The 10963-nt window shown below is 72.5% G+C and carries 8 protein-coding genes; 4 read left to right on the forward strand and 4 right to left on the reverse strand.

The window, feature by feature from the left end; genetic code table 11:
- Positions 1-12: 12 nt before the first annotated feature.
- Genes ACFV6D_RS12515 through ACFV6D_RS12525 form a run of 3 tightly spaced genes read left to right on the forward strand, consistent with a single transcriptional unit; the run spans position 13 to position 3301 of the window.
- Positions 13-771 carry an Asp/Glu racemase gene (locus ACFV6D_RS12515; protein ID WP_380370324.1) on the forward strand — a complete coding sequence of 253 codons (759 nt, stop codon included), beginning with the start codon at positions 13-15 and terminating at the stop codon, positions 769-771.
- Between the two features lie 53 nt (positions 772-824).
- Positions 825-1679 (forward strand): PaaX family transcriptional regulator C-terminal domain-containing protein, encoded by an 855-nt coding sequence (locus ACFV6D_RS12520; protein WP_063350258.1) that lies wholly within the window; start codon positions 825-827, stop codon positions 1677-1679.
- A complete protein-coding gene (locus ACFV6D_RS12525; protein ID WP_380342506.1) occupies positions 1676-3301 on the forward strand; it encodes an amidohydrolase in 1626 nt (541 codons plus the stop codon). The genes ACFV6D_RS12520 and ACFV6D_RS12525 overlap by 4 nt, the downstream gene beginning before the upstream one ends.
- Positions 3302-3429: 128 nt before the next feature.
- Here the strand turns inward: ACFV6D_RS12525 and ACFV6D_RS12530 are convergent, their stop codons facing one another.
- The 4 genes from ACFV6D_RS12530 to ACFV6D_RS12545 form a co-directional block, all read right to left on the reverse strand.
- A complete protein-coding gene (locus ACFV6D_RS12530) occupies positions 3430-5823 on the reverse strand; it encodes an ATP-binding cassette domain-containing protein (RefSeq protein WP_380559538.1) in 2394 nt (797 codons plus the stop codon).
- A gap of 261 nt (positions 5824-6084) precedes the next feature.
- Positions 6085-7014: a carbohydrate ABC transporter permease gene (locus tag ACFV6D_RS12535; RefSeq protein WP_380342539.1), complete on the reverse strand. Its 930-nt coding sequence runs from the start codon at positions 7012-7014 to the stop codon at positions 6085-6087.
- A 5-nt stretch (positions 7015-7019) separates the two neighbouring features.
- Positions 7020-8000 (reverse strand): carbohydrate ABC transporter permease, encoded by a 981-nt coding sequence (locus ACFV6D_RS12540; RefSeq protein WP_063350256.1) that lies wholly within the window; start codon positions 7998-8000, stop codon positions 7020-7022.
- 113 nt (positions 8001-8113) lie between these two features.
- Complete coding sequence (locus ACFV6D_RS12545; RefSeq protein ID WP_380490015.1) at positions 8114-9424, reverse strand: extracellular solute-binding protein; 1311 nt, start codon at positions 9422-9424, stop codon at positions 8114-8116.
- Between the two features lie 439 nt (positions 9425-9863).
- Between ACFV6D_RS12545 and ACFV6D_RS12550 the strand changes: the two genes are divergently transcribed.
- The gene (locus ACFV6D_RS12550) at positions 9864-10757 is read left to right on the forward strand and encodes an IclR family transcriptional regulator (RefSeq protein WP_079136066.1); all 894 of its coding nucleotides are present in this window, start codon (positions 9864-9866) and stop codon (positions 10755-10757) included.
- Positions 10758-10963 lie beyond the last annotated feature (206 nt).

The following is a 10963-nucleotide window of genomic DNA, read 5'->3' on the forward strand; positions in this document are numbered from 1 at the left end:
CCCCAGCACCCCATGACCACCTACCGGATCGGCCAGATCGTTCCCAGCTCCAACGTCACCATGGAGACCGAGGTCCCCGCCCTGCTGCGGGCCCGCGAGGCGGTCGCGCCCGAGCGGTTCACCTTCCACTCCAGCCGGATGCGGATGACCAGGGTCACCCCCGAGCAACTGCGCGCCATGGACGCCGAGTCCGACCGCTGCGCGGCCGAACTCTCCGACGCCCGGGTCGACGTGCTCGGCTACGCCTGCCTGGTCGCCGTGATGGCCACCGGCCCCGGCTACCACCGCGAGGCCGAACAGCGCCTGCACCGGCGCACCGCCGAGAACGGCGCCCCCGCCCCCGTGGTCACCAGCGCGGGCGCCCTGGTGACCGGCCTGCACACGCTCGGCGCCAAGAAGGTCGCCCTCGTCACCCCGTACCTGCGGCCGCTGGCCCGGACCGTGGTCGACTACCTGGCCCACGAGGGCATCGAGGTGCTCGACTACGCGGCCCTGGAGATCCCCGACAACCTCGACGTGGCCGCCCACGATCCGGCGCGGCTCCCCGCCATCGCCCGGCGCCTCGCCCACGCCGAGGCCGACGCGGTGGTGCTCTCGGCCTGCGTGCAGCTGCCCTCGCTGTCCGCCGTCGAGGAAGCCGAGCAGCAGCTCGGCAAGCCGGTCGTCTCGGCGGCGATCTGCACCGCCCACCAACTGCTGCGCGCCCTCGGCCTGCCGGCCGTCGCCCCCGGCGCCGGGCACCTGCTCTCCGGCGCCTACGCCCACGCCTGACGCGGAGCTCCCACCGCTATGATCACCACGAGCTGCCGGGGAGGAGGCGCACCATGTCGGAGAGCACGCCCCGGCCCAGCTCCCTCATCCACACCGTGTACGGCGAGTTCGTGCGCCGCCTCGGCGGCTGGATCTCGATCGCCGACCTGATCGCGCTGATGGCCGAACTCGACGTCGACGGCCCGGCGGTGCGCTCGGCCATCTCCCGGCTGAAGAAGGCCGGCACCCTGTTCCAGGAGCGCCGCGACGGCACCGGCTACCGGCTCGCCCCGGCGATGGGCCCGGTCTTCGAGGAGGGCGACCGCCGGATCTTCCACAGCCTGGAGCCCGCCGAACTCGCCGACGGCTGGGTGGTCGCGGTCTTCTCGGTGCCCGAGTCCGAACGCGCCCACCGCCACCAGCTGCGCTCCCGGCTGAGCTGGCTCGGCTTCGGCAACGCCGCCCCCGGCGTCTGGCTGGCGCCCGCCCGGCTGCTGCCGGACGCCCGGCGGCTGCTGGAGCGCCTCGGGCTGAGCGCCTACGTGCACCTGTTCCTGTCCGCCGAGTACGCGGGCTTCGCCGAACTGCGCACCGCGGTGGCCGGCTGGTGGGACTTCCCCGCGATCGAGGCGCAGTACGCGGCCTTCGACGACGCCTGGCGCCCGGTCGCCGCCGAACTGCGCGGCCGGCCGCGGGTCGACCCGGTCGAGGCGTTCCGCGACTACGTCCCGATGCTCACCCAGTGGCGCCGGCTGCCCTACCTGGACCCGGGCCTGCCCGAACCGCTGCTGCCCGCCGACTGGAACGCCGTCGCCGCGCGGGCCGTCTTCACCGAGCTGCACGCGCTGCTCGCCGAGCCCAGCCTGCGGCACGTCGAGAAGGTCACCGGCCTGCCGGCCGGCGCCCCACCCCACCAGGAGCCGCGATGACCGACCCCGCCCCCGCCGACCTCCTCGTCCGCGCCGCCGCCGTCCACACCCTCGTCCCCGGCCGGCCGCCGCAGCGGGCGATCGCCGTCACCGGGGCGCGGATCACCGCCCTGTCCGCCGACCCGCACGGCCTGGACGACCTGATCGGACCGGACACCGAGGTCCTGGACGCCCCCGCCGCCACGGTGCTGCCCGCCTTCGACGACACCCACACCCACCTGATCCTGGCCGGCCACAGCGTCCACGGCGTCCCCGTCCACCGGGCCCGCGACCTCGCCGCCTTCCTCGGCCTGATCCGCGAACGCGCCGCCCGGACCCCGCCCGGCCAGTGGATCCACACCACCGTCAACTGGCAGGAGGTGCTGCTCGCCGAGCAGCGGCTGCCCACCACCGCGGAACTGGACGAGGCCACCGCCGACCACCCCGTCCTGGTCCGCCGCGGCGCCTACAACATGGTGCTCAACTCGGCCGCGCTGCGCCTCGCCGGCATCACCGACGACACCCCCGACCCGCCCGGCGGTCTGCTCGAACGCGACGACCGGGGGCGGCTCACCGGACGGCTGGTCAACAAGGCGGTCGAACTGGTCGAGCGGGTGCTGCCGCGCCCCGCGCTCGCCGAACGGGTGGCCGGCCTGCGCGCCGCCTCCGCCGACTACGCCGCCACCGGCATCGGCACCGTCCGCGACTGCCTCGTCCCGGTCGAGGACCTCGACGTGCTGCTCGCGGCCCGGGCGGCCGGTGCGCTCGCCGTCCGGGTCCGGGCGCTGGTCTCCGGCTTCGCCGCCCGCACCCCCGAGCAGGTCGACGAGCTGCTGGACCGGATGGACGCCTGGCGCGCCGCCGGCGAGGACGACGACCTGCTGCGGCTGTGGGGGGTGAAGTTCGGCATCGACGGCGGCTTCGAGGCCGGCGCGCTGGAGGAGCCGTACCAAGGCCGGCCCTGCTACCACGGCCGACTGCTCTGGGAGCCGAAGGAACTGGTCGCGGCCGTCGACCGGGTGGTCGGGCGCGGCTGGCGGGTCGGCGTGCACGCCTGGGGCGACCGCGGCCTGCGCACCCTGCTGGACGTCTTCGAGGAGGTGCTCGACCAGCGCCCCGGCCTGCCTCCCGGCACGCTGGTGGTCGAGCACGGCGGACTGGCCCGGGCCGACCAGCGGGCCCGGGCGATCGCGCTCGGCATCCCCGTCACCGTGCAGCATCCGCTGCTGCACGACGGCGCGCTCGCCCAGCAGCGGGCCTGGGGCGAGGAGCGCACCGCCGGGATCTTCCCGCTGCGCGAATGGCTCGACGAGGGCGCGCTGCTGGCCGCCGGCTCGGACTTCCCGGTCGGCCCGTACGGCGCGATGGTGTCGGTGTGGGGCATGACGACCCGCCGGACCACCGCCGGGGTGGTCGGGCCCGAGCACGCCGTCGACCGGGCCGAGGCGGTCGCGCTGCACACCGTCCACGCGGCCCGGCTGATGGGCGAGAGCGCCGAACGCGGCAGCCTGCGGCCGGGGGCGCTGGCCGATCTGACGGTGTGGCCGGTCGATCCGCTGAGCTGCCCGGTCGACGTGCTGCGCGAGCTGCGACCCGAGCGCACGGTCGTCGGCGGGCGGACCGTCCACCCCGCTCCCGCGTAACGGTCCACCACCGCCGCGCACCGGGTCCAGCAGCACGAGCTGGACCCGGTGGTGGAACGCCATGGCGGCAGGGCAGTGCCCGGGGCGTGGCACCTCCCTGCCGCCGAGACGCCCGACCGCCGGGGCCGTCAGCCCCCGACGTAGGCCGCGAGGTGCTCGCCGGTGAGGGTGGAGCGGGCGGCGATCAGGTCGGCGGGCGTGCCCTCGAAGACGATCCGGCCGCCGTCGTGGCCGGCGCCCGGGCCGAGGTCGATGATCCAGTCGGCGTGCGCCATCACCGCCTGGTGGTGCTCGATGACGATGACCGACTTGCCGGAGTCCACCAGCCGGTCGAGCAGCCCGAGCAACTGCTCGACGTCGGCGAGGTGCAGGCCGGTGGTCGGCTCGTCGAGGACGTAGACGCCGCCCTTCTCGGCCATGTGGGTGGCCAGCTTGAGCCGCTGCCGCTCGCCGCCGGACAGCGTGGTGAGCGGCTGGCCGAGGCTGAGGTAGCCGAGCCCGACGTCGGCGAGGTTGGCGAGGATGCGGTGCGCGGCCGGGATGCGCGCCTCGCCGGTGCCGAAGAACTCCTCGGCCTCGGTCACCGGCATCGCGAGCACCTCGCTGATGTCACGGCCACCGAGGTGGTACTCCAGCACCGAGGCGTCGTAGCGCTTGCCCTCGCACTCCTCGCAGGTGCTGGCCACGCCGGCCATCATCGCCAGGTCGGTGAAGACCACCCCGGCGCCGTTGCAGTTGGGGCAGGCGCCTTCGGAGTTGGCGCTGAACAGGGCCGGCTTGACGCCGTTGGCCTTCGCGAAGGCCTTGCGGATCGGCTCCAGCAGCCCGGTGTACGTCGCCGGGTTGCTGCGCCGCGAGCCGCGGATGGCGCCCTGGTCGACGGACACCACGCCCGCGCCCCCCGGAATGGAGCCGTGCACCAGCGAGCTCTTCCCGGAGCCGGCGACGCCGGTGATCACGGTCAGCACCCCGAGCGGGATGTCGACGTCGACGTCGCGCAGGTTGTTCGCCGTCGCGCCGCGGATCTCCAGGGTGCCGTTCGGCTCGCGCACCGCCTTGCGGACGGCGGCCCGGTCGTCGAAGTGGCGGCCGGTGACGGTGCCGCTGGACCGCAGCCCCTCGACGGTGCCCTCGAAGCAGACCGAGCCGCCCGCCGTCCCGGCGCCGGGGCCGAGGTCGACGACGTGGTCGGCGATCGCGATGGTCTCCGGCTTGTGCTCCACGACCAGCACCGTGTTGCCCTTGTCCCGCAGCCGCAGCAGGAGTTCGTTCATCCGCTGGATGTCGTGCGGGTGCAGGCCGGTGGTGGGCTCGTCGAAGACGTACGTGACGTCGGTGAGCGCCGAGCCGAGGTGCCGGATCATCTTGACCCGCTGCGCCTCGCCGCCGGACAGCGTGCCGGAGGGCCGGTCGAGCGAGAGGTAGCCCAGCCCGATCTCCACGAACGAGTCGAGGGTGTGCCGCAGGGTCCCGAGCAGCGGCGCCACGGCCGGCTCGTCGAGGTCGCGGACCCAGGCGGCCAGGTCGCTGATCTGCATCGCGCAGGCGTCGGCGATGCTGGTCCCGCCGATCAGCGACGACCGGGCCGCCTCGCTGAGCCGGGTGCCCCCGCAGTCGGGGCAGGCGGTGAAGGTGACCGCCCGGTCGACGAACGCCCGGATGTGCGGCTGCAGCGCGTCCCGGTCCTTGGTGAGCATCGACTTCTGGATCTTCGGGATCAGCCCCTCGTAGGTGAGGTTGACCCCGTTGACCTTGACCTTGGTCGGCTCGCGGTGGAGGAAGTCCTGCATCTCCTTCTTGGTGTACTTGCGGATCGGCTTGTCCGGGTCGAGGAAGCCCGAGTTCGCGTAGATCCCCACCGTCCACCAGCTGTCGGTCTTCCAGCCGGGGATGGTGATCGCGCCCTCGGAGATCGACTTGGTGTCGTCGAAGAGCTGGGTGAGGTCGATGTCGGACACGCTGCCGCGGCCCTCGCAACGCGGACACATGCCGCCGGTGATGCTGAAGCTGCGCCGCTCCTTGACGGTCTTCCCGCCACGTTCGACGGTGACGGCGCCCGCCCCGCTGATCGAGGGGACGTTGAAGGAGAACGCCTTGGGCGAGCCGATGTGCGGCTGCCCGAGCCGGCTGAAGAGGATCCGCAGCATCGCGTTGGCGTCGGTGGCGGTGCCGACCGTGGAGCGGGGGTCGGCGCCCATCCGCTGCTGGTCGACGATGATCGCGGTGGTCAGCCCCTCCAGCACGTCGACCTCGGGCCGCGCCTGGGTCGGCATGAAGCCCTGGACGAAGGCGCTGTAGGTCTCGTTGATCAGCCGCTGCGACTCGGCGGCGATCGTGTCGAACACCAGGGAGCTCTTGCCGGAGCCGGAGACGCCGGTGAACACCGTCAGCCGCCGCTTCGGGAGCTCGACGCTGACGTCCTTGAGGTTGTTCTCGCGCGCGCCGTGCACGCGGATCAGGTCGTGACTGTCGGCACCGGGTGCCGCCGGCGGCTGCGCGGCCGTGCTCGTGGGCTTGCTCATCGTCTTCCCCATCTGTGCGGCGGAGCCGCCGTCGCGGTGGATGATCGCCGGCCGCCGCACCCGGGAGGGGAGCCCCGTCCACCGGTGCCGGCCAGGCATGGCGGAAGCCTAACCGCCGCCCCGGAGACGGCCCGGCCGGTGGGCCCGCGGATCGGCGTCCGGTACCGGCCGCACGGCGTGGCACGACCGCGGGGGCGGCCGGACGGGGGAAGCCCGCCCGACCGCCCCGGCGGGCGTCAGTCCTTCACCGCCCCGGACGGCTCAGTCCTTCACCGCGCCCGCCAGCCCGGACACCAGCTTGCGCTGGACCGCGATGAAGAAGATCAGCACCGGTACCGTCATCAGCGTCGACGCCGCCATGATGCCGCCCCAGTCGTTCTCGTCCGGCTTGAAGAAGACCAGCAGCGCGGACGGCAGGGTCTGGTTCTGGGTGGCGCTGATGATGAAGGTCTTCGCGAAGACGAAGTCGTTCCACGCGGCGATGAAGGAGAACACGCTGGTCGCGGCGAGGCCCGGCGCCACCAACGGCAGCAGGATCCGCCACAGGATGCGGGTGCGGCTGGCGCCGTCGATCTGCGCGGCCTCCTCGATCGACACCGGGACGGCCGCGACGAAGCCGCGCATCATCCAGATGCCGAACGGCAGCGAGAACGCCAACTGCACCAGGATCAACGAGGCGAGGGTGTTCAGCCCGATGCCCGGCGCGAACCGGCCGGCGTCACGGAACATGAAGAACAGCGGGATGGTGAGCGCCTCGACCGGGATCATCTGGGCGATCAGGAACATCACCATGATGGTGGTGCGGAACCTGAACCGGAACCTGGTCACGGCCACCGCCGCCAGGAACACCACGACGGCCGAGAGCACCACCACCGACACCGCGATCACCAGGCTGTTCACGAAGTACCGGCCGAAGCCGTCCACACTGAGCACCTGGCGGAAGCTCTCCAGCGTGGGGTGCGCCGTCCACGGCTTCGGGTCCAGCGACCGCACCTCGCCCTTGGGCTTGAACGCGGACAGCACCATCCAGAAGATCGGGAAGGCGGTGACCACGGCCAGCACGATCGCGCCGGTGTTGGCGGCGAGCCGCCAACGGCCGCGGGTGTTACGGGTGTTACGGCTCCGGGTATTGCGGCTCCGGGTGGTGCCGGTTCCGCCGGTGCCGGTCCGGGAGTCCCGGACGGGGTTCAGGGCGCTCACAGTTCGTTCCCCGTCCGTCGCAGGGTGCGGATGTAGAGGACCGTCGGGATCACCAGGATCAGCAGCATGATCACGCCGATCGCCGCGCCGAGCCCGTACTGCGAGGAGGCGAACGCCTTCTGGTACGCGTACACGTTGAGCACCAGGTTCTGGCCGGCGATGCCGCCGCCCTCGGTCATCACGTAGATCTGGGTGAAGACCTTGAAGTCCCAGATCACCGACTGGATCACCACGATGGTCAGGATCGGCCGCAGCATCGGCGCGGTGATCCGGCGGAAGGTCGTCCAGGTGTTGGCGCCGTCCAGGGCGGCGGCCTCCATGATCTCCTCCGGGATCGCCCGGATCCCCGCGTAGAGGGTGACCATCACGAAGGGGAAGGAGTGCCACACCACGACGGCGCCGACGATCAGGAACGCCGTCCACTTGTCGTAGAACCAGTTGAACTCGTGGAAGCCGGTGAGCCCGAGCTTCACCAGCGTGTGGTTGACCAGGCCGAGGTTGGTGTCGAACAGGAAGCTCCACACCGTCGAACCGGTCATCGCCGGCGCCGCCCAGGCCGCCATCGCGGCGGTGGTCAGCACCAGCCTGGGCCACCGCCCGACCTTGGTCAGCAGGACGGCGAGGGTCGCGCCGACGGCCAGGGTGGCGACCACGCAGAACGCGGCGAAGCCGACCGTCTGCAGCAGCACCGACCAGAACTGGCCGTCGCTCAGGATCTTCGAGTAGTTGCCGAAGCCGACGAAGGAGGTCGGGGCGCCCCCCGAGGCCTGGGCCTGCCCGAAGTCCAGCACGGACAGCAGGCCCAGCTGGTAGATCGGGTAGGCGACCAGCGGGATCAGGATGACCGCGGCCGGCAGGAGCAGCAGCAGCGGGGGCCGGCGGCGCCGGCCGCCCGAGGGTGCGGCCGGCGCCGTGCCCCCACGGCGCCCGCGCGGGGAAGGCGGCGCCGTCGGGGCGGTCGTGGTGGATGCGGACACGTGCGGGACCTGCTCTCTTCCGCGGACCAGGAGGTCGGTGCGGGACCAGGAGGTGGTACGGGACCAGAGGTTGGGGGTGGGGCCGGGGGTCGGAGGCGGGTGGGCAGCCGCCGTCAGTGCGCGGCGAAGGCCGAGGTGATCTGGTTCGCGGCGTCGCCCGAGGCCTTCGCCACGTCCGCCTTGCCGGTGACCACCTGCTGCAGCATGGTCGGGATCACCGCCTGGGCGTCGATCTGCGCCCACGCCTGGTCGAGCGGGACGAACCTGGTGCCGGCCGCGATGGTGTCGGTGAACGGCTTCAGGAAGGCGTCCTTGGCGGCGACCTTGCCGCTGACGGACTTGAGCGTCGGCAGGTTGCCCATCGCGTCGTACATCTGCTCCTGGTACGCCGGGCCCGCCAGCAGTTCGGCGAATTCGAGGGCGAGCGTGCGGTGCTTGGCCGCCTTCATCACGCCGAGGTTGTTGCCGCCCGCGAACGCCGGGGCGATCGAGCCGGCCTTCTCCCCGGGCAGCGGCACCACGCCGTACTTGCCCTTCACCGGGCCCCCGTCGACCTTGCTGCGGCTGGAGTTGGGCAGGATCGCCATCGCCGACTTGCCGGCCGCGAACAGGTCGACGGTCTTGCCGCCGGTGAGGTCGGCGCACTGCTGGGCGGGGCAGCCGTCGGCGCCGAAGAGATCGGTGTAGCGCTTGATCCCGGCCTGCGAGGCGGGCGAGTTGATGGCCGCCTTGTACGTGGAACCGTCCTTGGCGGCGATGTCGCCGCCCGCGTCCCAGACGAACGGCAGCGCCCCGAAGGTGTACTTGCCGCCGACGGCGATGCCGAAGGTGTCGGGGTGCGCTGCGTGGATCTTCTGGGTGGCGGTGACCAGTTCGGCGTACGAGGTCGGCGGGGTCAGCCCGGCCTCGGTGAACAGGTCGCTGCGGTAGTAGAGCGCGCGCACGGCGACCCACCAGGGCAGGCCGTACGTCTTGCCGTCCACCACGGCGGTCTTGACGATCGCCGGGTCGAGGTCGCCCTTGTCCTGCCACTTGTCGAGGTCGGCGCCGATCTCGGCGAGGCCGCCGGCCGCGACGTAGCCGGGGAGGTCGGTGTTGCCGAACTCGACCAGGTCCGGGGCGCTGCCCGGGTCGTTGAAGGCGCCCTTCATCTTGGCCGCGCGGGCGGAGGCGTCGGTGTCGATGTAGCTGACCTTGACGGTGACGCCCTGGTGGGAGGCCTGGAACTCGCTCACCGCCTTGCCGACCACGGCCTCCTTGGCCGCGTTGCCCGCCTCGTTGTACAGCCAGACCTGGAGGGTGCCGGTCCGGTCGTCGGCGGCCTTGTCGCCGGCCGGCGCGGCGGTGCCCGGCGCGCAGGCGGTCGCGGCGAGGCAGCTGGCGGCGAGCACGGCGGCCGCGGCAGTCCGTCTGATGAGTCGCATGGGTGGAGAACCTCCCCTCCCGACAGTTGCCGCCGAGACGTGCGCCGCTGGGGACGGGTACGTCGAAGCAGGCCCTGACCGGGGCCGATGGTGGGTGTGGGTGGAGGACGGCCCGGACGCGTTGGGGGGCGTCCCGGGCAGGCCGGTACGGGGGTGCGGCAGGGCGGACCGTTCGGGTGGGGCGGCGTCGCCTGCTCGATGGCAGGGACGTTAAGCGCGGGCGATCGGCGCCAACAAGAGGGGGTTCGGGAAGTTTTGCACTGCACAACGTTGTGTCGAAGAAGCGGCGTTGCGAACGCGAACGGGTACCTTCTGACAACCGCCGCCGTCGAGCGGGGGAACACCGGCAGAACGCGGCAGCAGCACACGGCATCAGCACACGGCAGCAGTACACGGCAGCAGCACTCGACAGCGGAACGAGACAGGGGACGGACCACCCATGACGGAGACGGGGCCCGACGCGGAGACCGAGCGGCCCGCGGGCACGGCGGCCGACAGACCCACCGGCGCGGCGGCCGAACGGCCCTCGGGCGCGGCCGCCGGGCGCAAACCCGCGACCGAACGCAACCAGTCGTCCTCGCTGCGCCGCGCGCTCGCCGTCCTCGGCCACGTCCGCGACCACAGCGACGGGCGCGGCGTCCCGCTCGCCCAGCTCGCCGAAGCGCTCGGCCTCAACAAGAGCACCGTGCTGCGGCTCGCGGGCCCGCTGCTCGACGAGCACCTCCTCGACCGCGACCGCGAGACCGGCTGGTTCCGGCTCGGCCACGGCTCACTGCGCCTCGGCCAGGCCTACCTCTCCACCCTCGACCTGCGCAGCGTCGCCGCCGAACACCTGCGCCGGCTCCAGCGCGAGGCTGGCGAGACCGTCCACCTGACCGTCTGGCAGGCCCCCGGAATCGTCTACCTGGACAAGGTCGAGGACGAGACCAACGTCCGCATGGCCTCCCGCGTCGGCAGCCGGGCCCCCGCCTACTGCACCGCCACCGGAAAGGCCATCCTCGCCTGGCTGCCCGACGAGGCCGTCACCGAGGTCGTCGCCGCGGGCCTGCGCCCGGTCACCGCCTGGACCATCTCCGACGAGACCCGGCTGCGCGCCGACCTCGCCCGGATCCGCGCCCGCGGCTACTCCATCGACGACCGCGAGAACGAACCCGAAGTCCGCTGCGTCGCCGCACCGATCTTCGACCACGCCGGCGAGGTCACCGCCGCCCTGTCGGTCTCCGGCCTGACCTCCCGCATGACCGCCGCCCGCGTCCGCGCCCTCGGCCCCGTCGTCGCCCAGGCCGGACTGCGGATCTCCCGCGAACTCGGCTCCGACCGCCAGCCGTCCTGAATCCCCGGCGGAACTCGCCCGCCCCACCAAGTCCTGACCGCGCACCGAAACAGCCCGAAAAAGCGAATGAGGCCCGGCGCCTTTTGAAAGGCACCGGACCTCGTCCGACTATTGGAGCGCCAGGCCCGGATCGCACGGACTCTTCCTACTGAAAGTAGGACGTGCTCTGGTAGCACCACTGACGCCTGACGAGGAATCATCTCCCT

It is taken from the genome of Kitasatospora sp. NPDC059812 (assembly GCF_042732075.1).
In the GTDB taxonomy this organism is placed as follows: Bacteria; Actinomycetota; Actinomycetes; order Streptomycetales; family Streptomycetaceae; genus Kitasatospora.